The sequence below is a fragment of the Rhodobacter maris genome (assembly GCF_900217815.1).
Classification (GTDB): domain Bacteria; phylum Pseudomonadota; class Alphaproteobacteria; order Rhodobacterales; family Rhodobacteraceae; genus Rhodobacter; species Rhodobacter maris.
The window spans coordinates 480,671-498,085 of sequence record NZ_OBMT01000001.1; the positions used below are offsets into that span (position 1 = coordinate 480,671).

Here is a 17,415-nt window from a genome sequence, read left to right on the forward strand (position 1 = left end):
TGCCCGTTGCGAAGCGTGACCTGCGTCACCTGCCGCAAGGTTTTTTGCTCACTTGCGCTGCGCGCCGCCGGTCGCCTTGGTGACCTTGTCGACCACTTTTTGCGCCACCGCCTCGATCTCGGCATCGGTCAGCGTCTTGTCGCGCGGCTGCAGCCGCACCGACAGCGCGATCGACTTCTTGCCCGCGCCCATCTGCTCTTCCGCCTTGGCGCCGGTGAACTGGTCAAAGACCGAGACGTGATCGATCAGCGCCTTGTCGGCGCCGTAGGCGGCATTAACCGCGGTGATCGCCTCGACATGGCTGTCGACGACAAAGGCGAAATCGCGCTCAACCGCATGCAGGCCAGAGAGCGCAAGTGCCGGACGGGTCGGCGTTTTCACCTTCGGGAAGGGCACGGCGGCGATCTGGATCGTGAAGGCGACCGCAGGCCCCTTCACCCCCATCTCGCGCAGCACTTTCGGGTGCAGCTCGCCAAAGCTCGCCATCACATTCGGCCCAAGCGCAATGGTGCCCGACCGACCCGGATGGAACCACGCCGCCACCTTGCGGGTGATCTGCGCACGCGCGGGCGCGCCGATGGCCGACAGCACCGCCTCGGCATCGGCCTTGGCGTCATACACATCGACCGGGCGGCGCGAGCCCCAGGGGTCACGCGGGGCGGCAGCCCCCACAAGCAGCCCCGCCGCCTGAAGGAGTTGATCGCCCGGCTCGCCGCCGCTGAAGGCGGGGCCCACCTCGAAGAGCGCGAGATCGGCAAAGCCGCGCGCCTGATTGCGCGCCGCGGCCTGCAAAAGCCCCGGCAGCAGGTCGGGGCGCAGATGCGTCATCTCCGAGGAAATCGGGTTTTCGAGCCGCGTCGCCTCCTGCCCGCCGCCAAAGATCGTGGCGGAAGCCGCGTCGATGAAGCTGTAGGTCACGCATTCATTGTAGCCGAGCGCGGCAATCGTGCGCCGCACGGTCTTTTCGCGCATCTGCAACGGCGTCAGGATCGGGCCGGGCACGCCGGTCGTCTCCCGCGCCAAGGGCTTGCCCTCAAGCTTGGTGAGCGAGGCGATCCGCGCCACCTCTTCCACCAGATCGGCCTCGCCCAGCACATCGGGGCGCCAGCTCGGCGGGCTCGCCATGTTCCCCTCGAACGTGAAGCCCAAGGCGCCCAGCGTGGCGCGTTGCGTGGCCTCGGGGATCTCCATGCCGACGAGCGAGATCACCCGCGCCGGGTCAAGCTTGTAGGCGCGGCGCGTCTCAAGCGGGGCGCCATCGCTTACCACCTCGGAGGCCTCGCCGCCGCACAGATCAAGCACCATCTGCGTGGCGAGCTCCAGCCCGGGCAGGGTGAACTCCGGGTCCACGCCGCGCTCGAAGCGGTAGCGCGCATCCGAGGTGATTTTGAGCGCGCGGCCCGTGGCGGCGATGGTGATCGGATCCCAATAGGCGCTTTCAAGGAAGACATCGGTGGTCTCCTCGGTGCAGCCCGAAAGCTCGCCCCCCATTACGCCGGCAAGGCTTTCGGGGCCCGCGTCGTCGCAAATCACCATCTGGCCGGGGCGGAGCGTATAGGTCTTGCCATCCAGCGCCAGCAGTTCCTCGCCGCCCGCCGCCGGGAGAATGCGCAGATCGCCTTTCACCTTCGCCGCGTCAAACACATGGAGCGGGCGGTTCAGGTCATAGGTGAAATAGTTGGTGATATCGACGAGCGCCGAGATCGGGCGCAGGCCAATGGCGATGAGCCGCGCTTGCAGCCAGGCCGGGCTCGGCCCGTTTTTCACGCCGCGGATCAGCCGGCCGGTGAAATGCGGGCAGCCCTTGTCCTTGAGCCCCGCGTCAATCGCCACCTTGATCGGGCTGGCAAAGCCGCCCGGCACCGGCTCGATGGCGAGCGGCTTCAACGTGCCAAGGCCGCGCGCGGCAAGGTCGCGCGCCACGCCGCGCACGCCTAAAGCATCGGGGCGGTTCGGCGTGATCTTGATATGGATCATCGGGTCCACCGCCTCGGGGCGGTTTTCCGCCAGCCAGTCGATGAATTTGCAGCCGACCTCGGAATTCAGGCTGTCTTCGGGCAGCTCGATGATGCCGTTATGCTCGTCAGAAAGCTCCAGCTCGCGCTCGGAGCACATCATGCCATGGCTCTCGACGCCGCGGATCTTGCCCACGCCCAGGGTGGTGTCGATGCCGGGCACATAGTCGCCGGGTTTGGCGAGCACAACGGTGATGCCCGCCCGCGCATTCGGCGCGCCGCAAACGATGACCTTCTCGCCCTCGTCGGTCAGCACCTTGCACACCCGGAGCTTGTCAGCATCGGGGTGTTTTTCGGCATGCAGCACCTTGGCGATGGTGAAGGGGGCAAGCTTCGCGCCCGGGTTCACCACCTCTTCAACCTCAAGGCCAAGGTCGGTGAGCGCATCGGCGATCTCATCCACCGAGGCTTCGGTTTCGAGATGGTCTTTCAGCCAGGAGAGGGTGAATTTCATTTGTTTGCCTCCAATCGGGCGATTGGGTTCAGTTCCCGTTCTATGGTCTCGACTGATCGGATAATCTGTTTACCGAGGAGATCATTTTCGTTGAAACTGCCCCAGATTTCTCCGCGCAACTTCACTTTGAACCTCCGATCATGTTCGCTTGGAGCTGTGGGCGGGTCTTCGACGTATTCCGCCAGTGTTTTCAGCGCAATCGCGACTTGGTTCCGAGCGGCGAATAGATCAGACGTGGCGACATCAACGGCTTCGTTTCCGACTACCGCTCGAACTCTTATTTGTGCCTCTCTGAGCCTACGAAAAAGCTCATCATACTTACCGATGCGTTCAAAACGCATTTGGTAGGCGTAACGCTCGTCGTGTGCTTTGTCCGCCGGAATGGAATCGAACGGATTTCGAATATCCCGAAATGCGTCTTCTGCATTGTGCGCGAGCGCAATGAGTTCTTCTGCGACTTGAGAACGCCGGAGTTCTCTCGCAGTTCTCTGTGCTTCGTTGATCTTAGAGTTGGCCCCAAACAAACCGACGATCACAGCCACCGCCCCCATTGCTGCGGAGATCGCATTGATCCAGTCTGGGACACTTGCGTCACTCACTTACTCAACCCCCCGAACACCGTCGGCAGATCGAGCGGCGCGAAGCCGTAGTGTTTCAGCCAGCGCAGGTCGCTCTCGAAGAAGGCGCGCAGGTCCGGGATGCCGTATTTCAGCATCGCGATCCGGTCGATGCCCATGCCAAAGGCAAAGCCTTGCCATTCGTTCGGGTCGATCCCGCCTGCGGCGAGCACCTTGGGTTGCATCATGCCGGAGCCGAGAATTTCGAGCCACGAGTTCCCCTCGCCGATCTTCAACTGCCCCCCTTCCCACGAGCAGCGGATATCCACCTCGGCGGAGGGTTCGGTGAAGGGGAAGTGGCTGGCGCGGAAGCGCAGCTCGACCGAGGGCACCTCAAAGAAGGTCTTGCAGAATTCCTCGAGCACCCATTTCAGGTTCGCCATCGAGATATCCTTGCCAATCGCCATGCCCTCGACCTGATGGAACATCGGCGCATGGGTCTGGTCCATGTCCATCCGGTAGACCCGGCCCGGCGCGATCACGCGAATGGGCGCGCCGCGCTCCTGCATCGCGCGGATTTGCACCGGCGAGGTGTGGGTGCGCAGCACATGGGGCGGGCGCGGGTCGGCGGGGTCGCGCGCCATGAAGAACGTGTCATGCTCTTGCCGGGCGGGGTGCTCGGGGGCGATGTTGAGCGCGTCGAAGTTATACCAGTCGCTCTCCACCTGCGGGCCTTCGGCCACGGCAAAGCCCATATCGGCAAAGATCGCCGTCACCTCGTCCATCACCTGAGACACTGGGTGGATCGTGCCCTGACGGCGCGGGCGGCCCGGCAGGGTGACATCGAGCCATTCCGATTTCAGCCGCGCATCGAGCGCGGCATCGGCCAGCGCCTCTTTTTTGGCGCGCAGCGCCGCGTCGATCTCGTCTTTCAGGCGGTTCAGCGCAGCGCCGGTGGTGGTGCGCTCTTCCGGGCTCATCTTGCCCAGCTCGCGCATTTTGAGGCTGATCTCGCCCTTCTTGCCCAGCGCGGCAAGGCGCAGCTCTTCCAGCCCCGCCTCGTCGGAAGCGGCACCGATGCCTTCGAGATATTTCGCCTTGAGCACATCGAGCGCGTTCATGAAGTCTCTCCTTGGTGGGCTGGGCTGTTCATACCGCGCCCGGCCCCGAATTCAAGCGGACGAAAGCAAAACCCCCGCGACGGCGGGTGCCGCGCGGGGGTTCGAGTTCCCGAAAGCGGGAAATTACGCAGCCGCGGCAGCCTTCGCCTTTTCGACGATGGCGGCAAAAGCTTCGGGCTCGGCGATCGCGAGATCGGCCAGAACCTTGCGGTCCACCTCGATCCCGGCGAGCGCCAGACCGTTGATGAAGCGCGAATAGGTCATTTCCAGATCGCAGGCGCGGACAGCCGCGTTGATGCGCTGGATCCACAGCGCGCGGAAGTTGCGTTTGCGCTGTTTACGGTCGCGGGTGGCGTATTGGTTCGCCTTGTCGACGGCCTGGGTGGCGGTGCGGAAGTTGCGCGAGCGGGCCGAGTAGTAGCCCTTGGCAGCCTTCAGAACTTTCTTGTGCGAGGCGTGAGTAACCTTGCCGGATTTGACGCGGGACATGTTTCAGGCCTCCAGATCAGCGGTTGTAGGGCATGTATTTCTTGACGATCTTCGCGTCCGCATCGGACAGGATCATCGTGCCCGCGCTGTCGCGGATGAACTTGGTCGTGCGCTTGATCATGCCGTGGCGTTTGCCCGCCGGGCCAGCGATGACCTTGCCGGTCGCCGTGAATTTGAACCGCTTTTTGGCGGCCGATTTGGTCTTCATCTTGGGCATTTTCATCTCCTTTGCGAGAGTGAACGCACGACTCGGCATGCCACTCGTGGCCGGCCGTGCGGGGTAGGTGGGGGCCTTTAGACCGGGCGCGGCCCTTTGGCAAGGGAAATCCGGGCGAAAAACCGCAAGGGCGCCTATTCCGGGTCGGTCCGGTAGATCAGGCGCTCGTCGCAGGGGGCGACGCGCAGGATGTTCGTGGTGCCCTGCACGTTGAAGGGCACGCCCGCGATGACGATGATCTGATGGCTCTCGTCCGCAAAACCATAGTCACGCGCTGCACGGGCCGCATTGACCACGGCTTCCTTGAACCGGCTCACCTCGTCGCAGCGTACCGCATGCACGCCCCAGTTCAGGCAGAGCTTGCGCAGGGTCTGGGTGATCGGCGAGAGCGCGATCACCGGCACCCGCGGGCGTTCGCGGCAGACCAGCGCCACGGTCTTGCCGGACTGGGTATAACAGCAGATCGCCGAGACATCGGTGGTTTCGGCAATCTCGCGCGCGGCGGCAACGATGCCGTCGGCCACGGTCTGGCGCACTGCGGTGCGGCTCGCCTCGATGATATCGCGGTAGGTGAGATCGCTTTCGACCGATTTGGCGACGGCGTTCATCGTCTGCACCGCCTCGACCGGGTAGCGGCCCGCGGCGGATTCCGCCGAAAGCATGATCGCGTCGGTGCCCTCGTAGATCGCGGTCGCCACGTCGGAGACCTCGGCGCGGGTCGGCATCGGGCTCTCGATCATGCTCTCGAGCATCTGCGTCGCCACGATCACCGGCTTGGCCGCCGCGCGGCATTTGCGGATGAGCCGCTTCTGGATCGGCGGCACGGCCTCGACGGGAAGTTCGACGCCAAGATCGCCGCGCGCAACCATGATGCCGTCGGAGACCTTGAGGATCTCGTCAAAGGCGCGTTCTGCGGCGGGTTTCTCGATCTTCGAGAGCACCTGAGCGCGGCCCTTCGCCAGTTCCTTCGCCTCGATCACGTCTTCGGGGCGCTGCACGAAGCTGAGCGCCAGCCAGTCCGCTCCGAGTTCGCAGGCGAATTCCAGATCGACCCGGTCCTTTTCCGAAAGCGCGGCGAGCGGGAGCACCACATCGGGCACGTTGACGCCCTTGCGGTTGGAGATTGTGCCGCCCACCATCACTTCGCAATTGGCGAAATCGGGGCCACAGTCGATCACCTTGAGGCGGATCTTGCCGTCATTGACCAAAAGCCGGGCGCCCGCTTCGAGCGCAGCGAAGATCTCGGGGTGCGGCAGGCAAACGCGGTGGCTGTCGCCCTCGGTCGGGTCGAGATCGAGGCGGAACATCTGCCCCTCTTCAAGCTCGGCGGCGACGGCGGCAAAGGTGCCCACCCGCAGCTTCGGTCCCTGCAAGTCGGCGAGCACCGCGACCGGGCGGCCGGTATCGGCCTCGATCTGGCGGATGATGTCGTAGCGGACCTTGTGCTCGGCATGCGTGCCGTGGCTCATGTTAAGGCGGAAAACGTCTGCGCCCGCCTCGAACAATGCGCGGATGGTCTTGTAGTCGGAAGATGCAGGGCCGAGCGTAGCCACGATCTTGACGTTACGGAGGCGTCTCATGCGTCCTCGATTGTTCAGGGTTAAATCATTTCGTGGGCCGGGGTCATCTATGCCGCAAAAAGTCGCACAGGGCAACTGGCACTCCGGCCCCTCGGGGCGTAAATCTGTTGTGAAACACAATGACAAAGAAACCATGACCGCGCCCGCAGCTTTTCACCGGATCACCGAAAATCGCCCTTCCCGCTGGCTTGTCACCATCGATCACGCCACCAACCGGGTGCCCGACTGGGTCGCGGGAGGAGATCTGGGCATCGACCCCGCCGAGATGGGGCGCCATATCGCCTATGACATCGGCGCGCTGGGGCTCGGGCTCAGCCTTGCCGACCATCTTGCCGCCCCGGTGGTCTGGTCGGATTTCTCGCGCCTCGTGATCGACCCGAACCGCGGCGAGGATGACCCGACGCTGGTGATGCAGCTTTACGACGGCACAGTGATCGCGGCGAACCGGGCGATCTCCGCGGCAGGGGTGGAAGAGCGGCTCGACCGACTGCATCGCCCCTATCACGACGCGCTCGAAACCCTCGCCGCGGCGCGGCCCGACCGGGTGATCTGCGCGATCCATTCCTTCACGCCGCAACTGCGCGGCCGCGCGCCGCGCCCCTGGGAAGTGGGCGTGCTGCATTCGCATCTCGACAGCCGGCTGGCGCTGCCGCTGATTGCGGCGCTGGCGCAGGCGGGCATCTGCGTGGGGGACAACGAGCCCTATTCGGGCCATCTCGTGGGCGACAGCGTCGATCGTCATGCCCTCGGCCCGGGACGGCCCAATGTGCTGATCGAACTGCGTCAGGATCTGATCGCCGACGAATCGGGCCAGAAGTTCTGGGCGGCCCGCCTCGCCCCGATCCTGGTGGCAGCATTGCAAACTTCCACGCTCTGACACCACCCAAAGAAGGACAATCGCGCCACCGCCGCGCGATTGTTTCCGGATTTTTCCTTTTTAGGCAAATAGCTTATGGGGCTATTGCCACTTTTACACCCAAAGGCCTAACGTGCGCGAAACTTTTTGTTAACGGAGTCCGAAATGGGCAGTGTCATTCTGATGTCTCTGTTTCCGATCCTTCTCGCAGGCATCGTCATGGCGCATGACGATGATGACAGTGACGAAGACACCGGCGGCGGCAGCCAGAACCCCGAAGGTCCGACCAACGCGATCTGGGGCACCGAGCAAGACGAGAGCATCGTCGGGACCGACGAGGATGATTACATTGATGCCGGTCACGGCAACGATACGGTCATTGGCGGCGCCGGGAACGACGTGCTGCGCGGCAATCTTGGTGCCGATACGCTTTTTGACGATGCCGGTGCCGACACCCTCAACGGCGGATATGGCAGCGATACGCTTTATGCCGTCGATGCCGATGGCGCGACCACCGCGCCCGACCTTCTCGAAGGCGGCGGCAATGACGACGTGCTGATGGGCGACAATGGCGACACGATGACGGGCGGCGCGGGCACAGATGCCTATTCGCTGCGCTGGAGCCCGGGCGACGATCCGGTAACGGTGACTGATTACAACGACGGCGCCGACACCACCGAGGGGGGCGAGGCGGTGCTGGTCTCGGTCGATACCTACACCGCGGGCACGTCCTTCACGCTCGAGCAGACCGATACCGGGGTCGAACTCTGGCTCGGAGACGCGCAGGTGGCCTATTTCGATGGCTCGACCACGGACGAGCTCGATGGCAACGTTGCTCTGACGGCCGACAATCTCGACGATGGTACTTACGTTTATGCCCGCGTGCCGGGTGAAACGGAACACGGGACCGACGGGCCGGATTCGCTCACCGGTACGGATCTTGATGACGATATTTTCGGCTCGCTCGGCGCCGATACGATCGAGGGGCTCGGCGGCGAAGACTATGCCTTCGGAGGCTATGGCAACGATCTGCTCTCCGGCGGCGCGGGCAACGACACGCTCGACGGCGGCGCCAATGACGACACGCTGAACGGCGATGCGGGCGACGACGCGCTCTGGGGCTATACCGGGAACGACAGCCTCTCCGGGGGCGACGGCAATGATGCGCTGCTCGGCGAGGACGGCAATGACAGCCTCTTCGGCGATGCCGGCAATGACAGCCTCGCCGGCGGCGAGGGCGACGACATGCTTTCGGGCGACGCGGGCGATGATGCGCTTCTGGGCGAAGGCGGGAATGACACGCTGATCGGCGCGGCCGGGTTCGACATGCTCGTGGGCGGCGCCGGCGATGACAGCCTCGATGGCGGCACCGAGGGCGATTCCCTTGACGGCGGCGCGGGCGATGACACGCTGACCGGCGGCGACGGCTGGGATACATTGATCGACACCGAGGGCACCAACCTCCTCGATGGGGGCTATGGCGCCGATGTGATCCTCTCGGGCGGTGTTGCCGATACGCTCCTGGGGGGCGGGGGCGACGACCTTCTGGTGGCGGTCGAGCCCGAGGGGGGCTCTTCTGTCTCGGTGCTCAACGGGGGATACGGCGCCGATACGCTTTCGGGCGAGGATGGCGACATCCTGACCGGCGGCAAGGGCGAGGACAGCTTCGTCGTCACTTCCGACAATATCGGCCTCGATCCGGTGCATGTGACCGATTTCAACGCCGATGAGGACGGAATCGAAGTGGTCACTTCGGCCGAGAGCGGCACGATCAGCACGGCGCTCTACGGCACTGACAGCACGGTGATCAGCCTCGATGGCGCGGTGCTGATGGTGGTCGATGGCGTGTTGCCGGAAGACCTGCCGCTGAGCTCGATCACGCTACGCACCACCGCGGCAGCCTGAGCGGCTCCAGCGGCGCGAATGCCGCCTTTGGGTAAAGACTGACGACCGGCCCGCAACAATCCCCAGGGCGGCGGGCTGGAAACACCTTGTGGCGCGGTTTGCCCCCCGGCACCCTGGCGGAAAGAGGTTTTCCGGATGCTTGCGCTTTTCATCGCGCTGATCTTTTCGGTCGGGCTGGTGCTTTTGGCCGAGTGGCGGGCCGAGCCCAGAGCCGCGGCGCCCAAGGCCGCCCCGGCGCCGGATCTGCCGCGGATCACCGGCTTCTCTCCGGGGGATGTGATCGAGCTTGCCATCGACGGCCCGCTGCCGCGCCCTGAAGATCTCGTCATCGAGCAGATCGGCACCGATGCGCAAGTCTCGCTCGACGGCACGCCGACGCTGATCATCGAGGCGACCCAAGTGCAGAGCCTCGCGGTCGGGGCCATCCGCTTCCGACCCGCCTAGACCGGCTGAGCCCCCCGGATGCAAAAGCCCCGGCGCGTGCACCGGGGCTTTGAAAGGTCTTTCGCGGCAGCTCAGACGGTGCGCTTGAGGCTTTCCTCAAGGTAGATCTCGCGCAGCCGGGTCGCCACGGGGCCGGGCTTGCCGGTGCCCACCGCGGCCCCATCCACTTCCACCACCGGCATCACGAAGGCCGAGGCCGAGGTGAAAAAGGCCTCGTCCGCCGCTTGCGCCTCGGCAATGGTGAAGGGGCGTTCCTCGATCTCCATCTGCGCCTCGGCGGCATATTTCAGGAGCGAGGCGCGGGTGATGCCGTGCAGGATGTCATGCGAAAGCTGACGGGTGATGATCTTGCTGCCCTTGACGATATAGACGTTGTTGGACGAGCCCTCGGTCACGAAGCCATCTTCCACAAACCACGCATCATGCTTGCCCGCCGCCTCGGCGGCCATCTTCGCCATCGACGGGTAGAGCAGTTGCACGGTCTTGATGTCGCGGCGATGCCAGCGCAGATCCGGGATCGAGATCACCTTGATCCCCACTTTCGCCTTCGGGTCGTCGGCGAGGCCCGGTTTGGACTGCGTGTAAAGCACCACCGTGGGCGGGGTGCCGGCCGGCGGGAAGTGGAAATCGCGGTCGCCCGCATTGCCACGGCTCACCTGCAGATAGATCATCCCGTCCACAAGCTCGTTGCGCGTCACCAGCTCGTGGTGGATCGCCAGCCAGTCTTCGCGGCTGAGCGGGCAGACCATCTGCAATTCGCTCAGCGAGCGCTCAAGCCGGGCCATGTGGCCTTCAAATTCGAGGATCTTGCCGCCAAGGACCGAGGTCACTTCATAGACCGCATCGCCCATCACGAAGCCGCGGTCGAAGATCGAAACCTTCGCCTCTTCCTCGGGCATGTAGTCGCCATTCAGGTAAACGATCCGGCTCATCTCGATCTCCTCATCAGCCCCAGAGCGCCGGCTCGGGGGGATAAACCATGCCATCCGCATAGTGCAGCGGGTTCTCGCGGTCTTGCGCCAGCAGGAGCGGCCCGTCAAGGTCGACATAGGCCGCAGCCTGCGCCACCAGCACGGCGGGCGCCATCGCGAGGCTTGAGCCAACCATGCAGCCCACCATCACGCCATAGCCCTCGGCCAGCGCCTGCGCGCGCAGCGCCAGCGCCTCGGTCAGCCCGCCGGTCTTGTCGAGCTTGATGTTCACAATGTCGTATTTGCCGCGCAGATGCGCGAGGCTCGCGCGGTCATGGCAGCTTTCATCCGCGCAAACCGGCACCGGGCGCACGAGACCAATCAGCGCCTCGTCGTCAATTGCGGGTAGCGGTTGCTCGACCATCGCCACGCCAAGCCGTTTCAGATGCGGCGCAAGCTCGGTGTAAATCTCCGCGGTCCAGCCCTCATTGGCATCGACTACGATCTTGGCCTTCGGCGCGCCCGCGCGCACCGCCTCCAGCCGGGCCATGTCATCGGGCGTGCCCAGCTTGATCTTCAAGATCGGGCGATGCGCATTGCGCGCCGCCGAGGCTTTCATCGCCTCCGGTTCGGCCAGCGAAAGCGTGTAGCAGGTGGTTTCGGGCCGGGGCGCGGGCAGGCCCGCAATTTGCCAGGCACGCTTGCCCGCCGTCTTCGCCTCCAGATCCCAGAGCGCGCAATCGACCGCATTGCGGGCGGCCCCCGGCGGCAGCGCCGCATAAAGCCCCGCGCGGGTGATGCCTTCCGGCACCGCCTCGATCTGAGCGGTGACGCTCTCCAGGCTCTCGCCGTAGCGCGCATAGGGGACGCATTCGCCCCAGCCGGTGACACCGCCGCGGGTGATCCGCACCGTGAGCACCTTGGCTTCGGTGCGCGAGCCGCGCGATATGGTGAAAACTTCGGCCAGTTTGAACGTGTCAGCCGTGACGGAAATCATGCTCTGCCCTTTCTTGCGGGCGGCCCCGCCCGTGGGGGGCCGCGCCAGATCTGCCTGAAAGCTCTCAGATCGCGGCGAGCGCGTCCACCAGCTTCTCCGCCCCGAACCGGAACGGGTCGGTGGTGGGCAGGCCCATCTCCGCCTCGACCTTGGCGATATAGGCTTTCGCCTCGGCTTCGGGCATGTTTTGCGTGTTGATCGAGATGCCGACAACCTTGCATTCGGGGTTGGCGACCTTGGCGATTTGCAGCGCCAGATCGCGCAGCGCATCAAGCGCGGGCAGGCTATAACCCGGCAGGCCGCGCATATGTGCCCGCGTCGGCTCATGGCAAAGCACCAGCGCATCGGGCTGGCCGCCGTGAACAAGCGCCATCGTCACACCGGAATAGCTGACATGGAACAGGCTCCCCTGCCCCTCGATCAGATCCCAGTGATCGGCGTCATTGTCGGGCGTGAGCCATTCGACCGCGCCTGCCATGAAATCGGCAATCACCGCATCCAGCGGCACACCGTTGCCGGTGATCAGGATGCCGGTTTGCCCGGTGGCGCGGAAATCGGCCGCCATGCCGCGTGCGCGTATCTCTTTTTCGACGCAAAGCGCGGTATACATCTTGCCAACCGAGCAATCGGTGCCAACGGCGAGCATCCGCTTGCCCTTGCGCTTCACGCCATTGGCGATCGGGTAATCGACCGTGGGCACGCGCACGTCATGCAGCTTGCGCCCGCAGGCTTCGGCCACGGCAACAAGATCCGCCTCGTCGCGCAGGAGGTTGTGCAGGCCCGAGGCGAGGTCGAACCCTTCTTCGAGCGCCGCCACCAGAACTTTTTTCCACGCGGGCGAGATGATGCCACCCCGGTTCGCCACGCCGATCACCAGCGTCTTGCAGCCCGCTTCTTTCGCCTCTTCCAGCGTCATGTCGGCGAGACCGAGATCAGCCTTGCAGCCCTCCATGCGGAACTGGCCAAGCGCGAATTCCGGGCGCCAGTCCTTGATGCCCTGCGCCACCTTGGCGGCAAGTTGGTCCGGGGCATCCCCGAGAAAGAGCAGATAGGGCGTTTCGATCAGCGACATGGCAGCCTCGGAAAGGAAGGGAAGTTTCACCCACAGATGCAACGAACGGGTTCAAATTTCCTTGGAATGATACGCACAATCACGCCGCAAAGGGGGGATTCCTTGCGCAATTTGGCGATTTGACAGGAGAAACGTGCAAGTTTTCACGCCGCCACAAAATTCATCACCATTTCGGCCCGCAGTTTCTGCATCTGCAAAATGGCCTTGCCAACGTGCGCGCAACATTATATCGGAAATGCAGCCACAAGAGAAACATACTTGCCGAGGGAATATATGAGCTTCCGCGTCCAGCCCGCCGCCCCCGCCCGTCCGAACCGCTGCCAGCTCTTCGGCCCCGGCTCGCGCCCGGCGATCTTCGAGAAGATGGCGACCTCGGCAGCGGATGTGATCAACCTCGACCTTGAGGACTCGGTCGCCCCCGACGACAAGCCGCAGGCGCGCCGCAACATCATCGACGCCTCGCATAACATCGACTGGGGCACCAAATATCTCTCGGTGCGGATCAACGGGCTCGATACGCCCTATTGGTATCGTGACGTGGTCGAGCTGCTGGAGGATGGCTCGGAACGGATCGACCAGATCATGATCCCGAAGGTGGGCTGCGCGGCCGATGTTTACGCCGTTGATGCGCTGGTGAGCGCGATCGAGGCGGCGAAGGGGCGCAAAAAGCGGATCTCGCTTGAGGTGATCATCGAATCCGCCGCCGGTATCGCCCATGTGGAAGAGATCGCGGCCGCGTCGTCGCGGCTGCAGGCGATGAGCCTCGGCGCCGCCGATTTCGCGGCCTCGATGGGGATGGCCACGACCGGCATCGGCGGCACGCAGGAAAACTACTATATGCTGCGCGACGGCGCGAAATACTGGTCCGACCCGTGGCATTGGGCGCAAACGGCCATCGTCGCCGCCTGCCGCACCCATGGCATTCTGCCGGTGGACGGACCCTTTGGCGACTTTTCCGACGATGAGGGCTTCCGCGCGCAGGCGCTCCGCTCGGCCACGCTTGGCATGGTGGGCAAATGGGCGATCCACCCGAAACAGGTGACGCTCGCAAACGAAGTCTTCACGCCGTCGGAGGCTGCGGTCACCGAAGCGCGCGAAATTCTCGCCGCGATGGAGAAGGCCAAGGCCGAAGGCGCTGGCGCCACGGTTTACAAGGGCCGTCTCGTCGATATTGCTTCCATCCGGCAGGCAGAAGTTATTGTCAGACAGGCCGAAATGATTAAAGCTTAGGCGAGTTGTAAACGATTCGTTACACGAATCGTATGGATCCCGGAGCGGCAGGGAGGGGAGGCCCGGCTGCATGAGGGAACAGGAACGCCCCGGTCCGTCGGCCGGGGCGTTTCGGTTGAAGCGGATTGACGCAGGCGTCAACGCTGCTCTACCCCTTCCCCCTGCGTCAGTTGCAAATCCCCCTCCGCGCAGTCATATAGGCGACGATCGCGTCACGGAGGGGATGATGGCCACCTATCTGGAATTCGAAAAGCCGCTTGCCGAAATCGAGGGCAAGGCGGAGGAATTGCGCGCCATGGCGCGGGCCAACCCGGGAATGGACGTGGAAAAGGAAGCCGCGGCGCTCGACAAGAAGGCCGCGCAAATGCTGACGGATCTCTACAAGGATCTGACGCCCTGGCGCAAATGCCAGGTCGCGCGCCACCCCGACCGGCCGCATTGCCGCGACTATATCGAGGCGCTCTTCACCGAATACACGCCGCTCGCCGGTGACCGCAATTTTGCCGATGATCATGCCGTGATGGGCGGGCTCGCCCGCATCGACGACCGCCCGGTGATGGTGATCGGCCACGAGAAGGGTCACGACACCGCCTCACGAATCACCCACAACTTCGGCATGGCGCGCCCCGAGGGCTACCGCAAGGCGATCCGGCTGATGGAGATGGCGGACCGGTTCAACCTGCCCGTCATCACCCTTGTCGACACCCCCGGCGCCTATCCCGGCAAGGGCGCGGAAGAGCGCGGTCAGGCGGAAGCCATCGCGCGCTCGACCGAGAAATGCCTGATGCTCGGCGTGCCCCTTATTTCGGTGATCATCGGCGAGGGCGGCTCGGGCGGGGCGGTCGCCTTTGCTACGGCCAACCGGATCGCCATGCTCGAACATTCGATCTATTCGGTGATCTCGCCCGAGGGCTGCGCCTCGATCCTGTGGAAGGACGCCGAGAAGATGCGCGAGGCGGCGGAAGCTTTGCGGCTGACCGCGCAGGATCTGAAAAAACTGGGCGTGATCGACCGCATCATCGCAGAGCCGAAGGGCGGCGCGCAGCGCGACCGCGCCGCGACCATCGCCGCGGTGGGCGCCGAGATCGGCAAGATGCTCGATGAATTGTCCGGCAAGAAACGTGCCGCGCTGATTTCCGACCGGCGTAAAAAGTATATCGAGATGGGATCGAAGGGGCTGGCGGCGTAACCCGCCCCCTTCAGCGCGCGACAGTCATTTAGCGACAAACCCCGCCTCGGCCATCAGACGGTCCGAGGCGGTTTCCACTTCTGCCTCGATCTGCGCCATGAAACCCGAGATCTCGCAGCCGGGCGCGATCTCGGGCAGGAATTCCACCACCGCGACGCCCGGTTTGCGCAAGATACCATGGCGCGGCCAGAACACGCCCACATTCGTCGCCGCGGGCACGCAGGTGAGGCCAAGGTCGGTGTAAAGCGCGCCAGCGCCAATCTTGTAGGGTTTCTTTGCCCCAGCGGCAACCCGGGTTCCCTGCGCAAAGATCACCAGCTGCCCGCCCGCGAAACGCTCGTTCTTGGCCTGCGTCAGCATCGCCTTGATCGCCGCGCCGCGTTTGCCGCGGTCAACCGGGATGCAGCCGATCAGCCAGGCGTACCAGCCCACGAAGGGGGTCCAGACCAGCTCCTTCTTCATGATGAACTTGCCGCGCGGAATCGCCGAATAGATGATCAGGATGTCAAAGAAGCTCTGGTGCTTGGCGGCAATCAGCACATCGCCGCGTGGTACAGCGCCGCGAACCTCGCTTTTCAGCCCGACGATCCAGCGTGCGGAGAACCGCACCCAGAGGCAATAGCCGCGGCAGACATGAATCGCCGCGGAACGCCCGCCAATCAGCGCATAGGGCAGGCCGCAGACCGCGAAGAGCATCAACATCAGATACATCTGCACATTGAAGAAGAGCGAGCGCAGATATTGCCAAACGATCATCAGCGGATTCCTCTGAGCATGCGCAGCGCGGCGGCGCGGGTGGCGACAAAGGCCACTACCGCGGCAAGGGGCGGCAGCGCAAGCGGCCAGAGCCAGCCCGCACCGGCAAAACCAAGCCCGGTCAGAAAGCCGCCCGCCTGATCGGCCGAAGGCAGAAGTGCCACCGCCCCCATGCCGAGCAATGTCCCGAGTGCTGCGCCCGCAAAGCCGCGCTGCGTAAAGCGGCGCACGAAGGCCCCGGCGATAAATCCGTCTTTCGCGCCAACGAGCCGGAGCGTGCGGATCACCTGCCCGTTCGCGGCCAGCGCGGCCTGCGCGGCCAGCGTGATCAACCCGGCCATCGCGCCACCGATCAGCACCAGCGAGAGCCAGCCCAGCAGCCGCAGCTTGCCCGCAGCCGCCACCAGCGGGCGGCGCCAGCGGGTGTGGTCGTCGAGCACCGCGCCGGGCGCCTCCGCCGCTAGCCGCAGACGGAGCCCCTCGGCATCGATCCCCTGTGCGGTCTCGGTGATCTCGATCAGCTTCGGCAGCGGCAGCGCCTCGACCGGCAGATCGGGGCCAAACCAGGGATCGAGGAGCTTGCGCATTTCCGCATCGTCGAGCGGGCGATACCTCTCGATCCCGGGCGTGGTGGCGAGCGCATCCAGCACCGCGCGCAACTGCGCCTCGATCTGCTCTGGCGGCGCGGAGATGCGGATTGTTGCGGACCGCGCCAGCGCATCCGACCAGCGGTCCGCCAGCCGCCCAGAGGCGAGCGAAAGCGCGAGCGCAAACACCGCAAGGAATGCCATTGCCGCGGCGGTGAGCACGGTGAGGTTGGCGGTAAAGCCAGTGGGCGGCACGATCCGGTCAAAGGTCGAACGCTCATGGCTCAAGGGGTTGAAGCGCATCACAGATCCGCCCCTGCAAGTTGCAGCCTGCGGTTCGCGATCCTGAGTACCCGCGCCGAGACCTGCGCTTTCGTCTGCCGGATCAGGTTCAGATCATGCGTGGCGATCAGCACCGTCTTGCCCATCTTGTTGAGCTGCACGAGGAGCGACAGGAGCCGCAGCGACATCTCCCAGTCGAGGTTGCCGGTGGGCTCATCGGCGAGGATCACCTCGGGCGACATGATCACCGCGCGCGCCAGCGCCGCGCGCTGCCGCTCACCGCCCGAGAGTTGCGCGGGCAGCGCATCCATCTGCGCTTTCAGCCCGACCCAGGCCAGAAGCTCGGTCAGCGCTTGCGCGTCGATCGGCCGTCCCGCGACGGTCAGAGGCAGCGCCACGTTTTCGGCCACAGAGAGATGATCGAGAAACTGACAATCCTGATGCACAACGCCGATGCGCTGACGGATCTGCGCGATATCGTCGCGGCTCATGGTACGCGCATCCTGCCCGTAAAGGCCCAGAAACCCCGCCGAAGGCAGCAGTTCTGCATAGCAAAGTTTCAGGAAAGTGGTTTTCCCCGCCCCCGAGGGCCCCGTAAGAAAATGGAACGAGCCCGGCACAAGCTTGAGCGACATCTCCGCGAGCAACTCGCTCCCGCCATAGCCCACGGCGACATCCTGCAACTCGATCACGCCTGATCCTCCTTCGCACCCGTTTTCCGGGCGACATCCAATCCACTCAAACGCTTGGAGT

At 64.4% G+C, this 17,415-nt stretch carries 17 protein-coding genes; 5 read left to right on the forward strand and 12 right to left on the reverse strand.

Annotated elements, in window-relative coordinates; genetic code table 11:
* Nucleotides 1-48: 48 nt before the first annotated feature.
* From pheT to pyk, 6 genes are all read right to left on the reverse strand, one after another.
* Nucleotides 49-2,469 (reverse strand): phenylalanine--tRNA ligase subunit beta, encoded by a 2,421-nt coding sequence (gene pheT / locus CRO22_RS02270; RefSeq protein ID WP_097068475.1) that lies wholly within the window; start codon nucleotides 2,467-2,469, stop codon nucleotides 49-51.
* Nucleotides 2,466-3,068 carry a hypothetical protein gene (locus tag CRO22_RS02275; protein WP_141399404.1) on the reverse strand — a complete coding sequence of 201 codons (603 nt, stop codon included), beginning with the start codon at nucleotides 3,066-3,068 and terminating at the stop codon, nucleotides 2,466-2,468. The genes pheT and CRO22_RS02275 overlap by 4 nt, the downstream gene beginning before the upstream one ends.
* The gene (pheS, locus tag CRO22_RS02280) at nucleotides 3,065-4,147 is read right to left on the reverse strand and encodes a phenylalanine--tRNA ligase subunit alpha (protein WP_097068477.1); all 1,083 of its coding nucleotides are present in this window, start codon (nucleotides 4,145-4,147) and stop codon (nucleotides 3,065-3,067) included. Before pheS ends, CRO22_RS02275 begins: the two co-directional genes overlap by 4 nt.
* A 123-nt stretch (nucleotides 4,148-4,270) precedes the next feature.
* On the reverse strand, nucleotides 4,271-4,636 hold the full coding sequence (rplT, locus tag CRO22_RS02285) for a 50S ribosomal protein L20 (protein ID WP_097068478.1): 366 nt from the start codon (nucleotides 4,634-4,636) through the stop codon (nucleotides 4,271-4,273).
* A gap of 16 nt (nucleotides 4,637-4,652) precedes the next feature.
* Nucleotides 4,653-4,853 (reverse strand): 50S ribosomal protein L35, encoded by a 201-nt coding sequence (gene rpmI / locus CRO22_RS02290; RefSeq protein ID WP_097068479.1) that lies wholly within the window; start codon nucleotides 4,851-4,853, stop codon nucleotides 4,653-4,655.
* 134 nt (nucleotides 4,854-4,987) lie between these two features.
* Complete coding sequence (pyk, locus tag CRO22_RS02295) at nucleotides 4,988-6,433, reverse strand: pyruvate kinase (protein WP_097068480.1); 1,446 nt, start codon at nucleotides 6,431-6,433, stop codon at nucleotides 4,988-4,990.
* Between the two features lie 133 nt (nucleotides 6,434-6,566).
* Here pyk and CRO22_RS02300 point away from each other — a divergent pair, with 133 nt between their 5' ends.
* The 3 genes from CRO22_RS02300 to CRO22_RS02310 all read left to right on the forward strand — a co-directional run bounded on the left by CRO22_RS02300 (nucleotide 6,567) and on the right by CRO22_RS02310 (nucleotide 9,638).
* Nucleotides 6,567-7,310, forward strand: coding sequence for an N-formylglutamate amidohydrolase (locus tag CRO22_RS02300; protein WP_097068481.1), 744 nt, complete (start codon nucleotides 6,567-6,569; stop codon nucleotides 7,308-7,310).
* 144 nt (nucleotides 7,311-7,454) lie between these two features.
* On the forward strand, nucleotides 7,455-9,194 hold the full coding sequence (locus tag CRO22_RS02305; RefSeq protein WP_097068482.1) for a calcium-binding protein: 1,740 nt from the start codon (nucleotides 7,455-7,457) through the stop codon (nucleotides 9,192-9,194).
* A 135-nt stretch (nucleotides 9,195-9,329) separates the two neighbouring features.
* The gene (locus CRO22_RS02310; RefSeq protein WP_097068483.1) at nucleotides 9,330-9,638 is read left to right on the forward strand and encodes a hypothetical protein; all 309 of its coding nucleotides are present in this window, start codon (nucleotides 9,330-9,332) and stop codon (nucleotides 9,636-9,638) included.
* Between the two features lie 71 nt (nucleotides 9,639-9,709).
* Here the strand turns inward: CRO22_RS02310 and CRO22_RS02315 are convergent, their stop codons facing one another.
* From CRO22_RS02315 to dgcN, 3 genes are all read right to left on the reverse strand, one after another.
* Nucleotides 9,710-10,570: a D-amino-acid transaminase gene (locus CRO22_RS02315; protein WP_097068857.1), complete on the reverse strand. Its 861-nt coding sequence runs from the start codon at nucleotides 10,568-10,570 to the stop codon at nucleotides 9,710-9,712.
* A gap of 13 nt (nucleotides 10,571-10,583) precedes the next feature.
* The gene (gene dgcA / locus CRO22_RS02320; RefSeq protein ID WP_097068484.1) at nucleotides 10,584-11,546 is read right to left on the reverse strand and encodes an N-acetyl-D-Glu racemase DgcA; all 963 of its coding nucleotides are present in this window, start codon (nucleotides 11,544-11,546) and stop codon (nucleotides 10,584-10,586) included.
* A 64-nt stretch (nucleotides 11,547-11,610) separates the two neighbouring features.
* Complete coding sequence (gene dgcN / locus CRO22_RS02325) at nucleotides 11,611-12,612, reverse strand: N-acetyltransferase DgcN (RefSeq protein ID WP_097068858.1); 1,002 nt, start codon at nucleotides 12,610-12,612, stop codon at nucleotides 11,611-11,613.
* 279 nt (nucleotides 12,613-12,891) lie between these two features.
* On the opposite strand from dgcN, the gene CRO22_RS02330 reads away from it, so the two are divergent.
* Together CRO22_RS02330 and CRO22_RS02335 are read left to right on the forward strand one after the other, a co-directional pair.
* On the forward strand, nucleotides 12,892-13,848 hold the full coding sequence (locus CRO22_RS02330) for an L-malyl-CoA/beta-methylmalyl-CoA lyase (RefSeq protein ID WP_097068485.1): 957 nt from the start codon (nucleotides 12,892-12,894) through the stop codon (nucleotides 13,846-13,848).
* A gap of 226 nt (nucleotides 13,849-14,074) precedes the next feature.
* The gene (locus CRO22_RS02335) at nucleotides 14,075-15,037 is read left to right on the forward strand and encodes an acetyl-CoA carboxylase carboxyltransferase subunit alpha (protein WP_097068859.1); all 963 of its coding nucleotides are present in this window, start codon (nucleotides 14,075-14,077) and stop codon (nucleotides 15,035-15,037) included.
* Between the two features lie 24 nt (nucleotides 15,038-15,061).
* On the opposite strand, the gene CRO22_RS02340 is transcribed toward CRO22_RS02335, so the two are convergent.
* Genes CRO22_RS02340 through CRO22_RS02350 form a run of 3 tightly spaced genes read right to left on the reverse strand, consistent with a single transcriptional unit; the run spans nucleotide 15,062 to nucleotide 17,354 of the window.
* The gene (locus CRO22_RS02340; RefSeq protein ID WP_097068486.1) at nucleotides 15,062-15,793 is read right to left on the reverse strand and encodes a lysophospholipid acyltransferase family protein; all 732 of its coding nucleotides are present in this window, start codon (nucleotides 15,791-15,793) and stop codon (nucleotides 15,062-15,064) included.
* A complete protein-coding gene (locus CRO22_RS02345) occupies nucleotides 15,793-16,683 on the reverse strand; it encodes a cell division protein FtsX (protein WP_097068487.1) in 891 nt (296 codons plus the stop codon). Before CRO22_RS02345 ends, CRO22_RS02340 begins: the two co-directional genes overlap by 1 nt.
* Nucleotides 16,683-17,354 carry a cell division ATP-binding protein FtsE gene (locus CRO22_RS02350; protein ID WP_097068488.1) on the reverse strand — a complete coding sequence of 224 codons (672 nt, stop codon included), beginning with the start codon at nucleotides 17,352-17,354 and terminating at the stop codon, nucleotides 16,683-16,685. Before CRO22_RS02350 ends, CRO22_RS02345 begins: the two co-directional genes overlap by 1 nt.
* Nucleotides 17,355-17,415: the final 61 nt, after the last annotated feature.

Excerpts from the sequence above, each read along its gene's own strand:
- pheT (WP_097068475.1), bottom strand. The coding sequence starts at position 2,469 with ATGAAATTCACCCTCTCCTGGCTGAAAGACCATCTCGAAACCGAAGCC.
- pheS (WP_097068477.1), bottom strand. The coding sequence starts at position 4,147 with ATGAACGCGCTCGATGTGCTCAAGGCGAAATATCTCGAAGGCATCGGT.
- rplT (WP_097068478.1), bottom strand. The coding sequence starts at position 4,636 with ATGTCCCGCGTCAAATCCGGCAAGGTTACTCACGCCTCGCACAAGAAA.
- rpmI (WP_097068479.1), bottom strand. The coding sequence starts at position 4,853 with ATGCCCAAGATGAAGACCAAATCGGCCGCCAAAAAGCGGTTCAAATTC.
- pyk (WP_097068480.1), bottom strand. The coding sequence starts at position 6,433 with ATGAGACGCCTCCGTAACGTCAAGATCGTGGCTACGCTCGGCCCTGCA.
- CRO22_RS02300 (WP_097068481.1), top strand. The coding sequence starts at position 6,567 with ATGACCGCGCCCGCAGCTTTTCACCGGATCACCGAAAATCGCCCTTCC.
- CRO22_RS02305 (WP_097068482.1), top strand. The coding sequence starts at position 7,455 with ATGGGCAGTGTCATTCTGATGTCTCTGTTTCCGATCCTTCTCGCAGGC.
- CRO22_RS02310 (WP_097068483.1), top strand. The coding sequence starts at position 9,330 with ATGCTTGCGCTTTTCATCGCGCTGATCTTTTCGGTCGGGCTGGTGCTT.
- CRO22_RS02315 (WP_097068857.1), bottom strand. The coding sequence starts at position 10,570 with ATGAGCCGGATCGTTTACCTGAATGGCGACTACATGCCCGAGGAAGAG.
- dgcA (WP_097068484.1), bottom strand. The coding sequence starts at position 11,546 with ATGATTTCCGTCACGGCTGACACGTTCAAACTGGCCGAAGTTTTCACC.
- CRO22_RS02330 (WP_097068485.1), top strand. The coding sequence starts at position 12,892 with ATGAGCTTCCGCGTCCAGCCCGCCGCCCCCGCCCGTCCGAACCGCTGC.
- CRO22_RS02335 (WP_097068859.1), top strand. The coding sequence starts at position 14,075 with ATGGCCACCTATCTGGAATTCGAAAAGCCGCTTGCCGAAATCGAGGGC.
- CRO22_RS02340 (WP_097068486.1), bottom strand. The coding sequence starts at position 15,793 with ATGATCGTTTGGCAATATCTGCGCTCGCTCTTCTTCAATGTGCAGATG.
- CRO22_RS02345 (WP_097068487.1), bottom strand. The coding sequence starts at position 16,683 with ATGCGCTTCAACCCCTTGAGCCATGAGCGTTCGACCTTTGACCGGATC.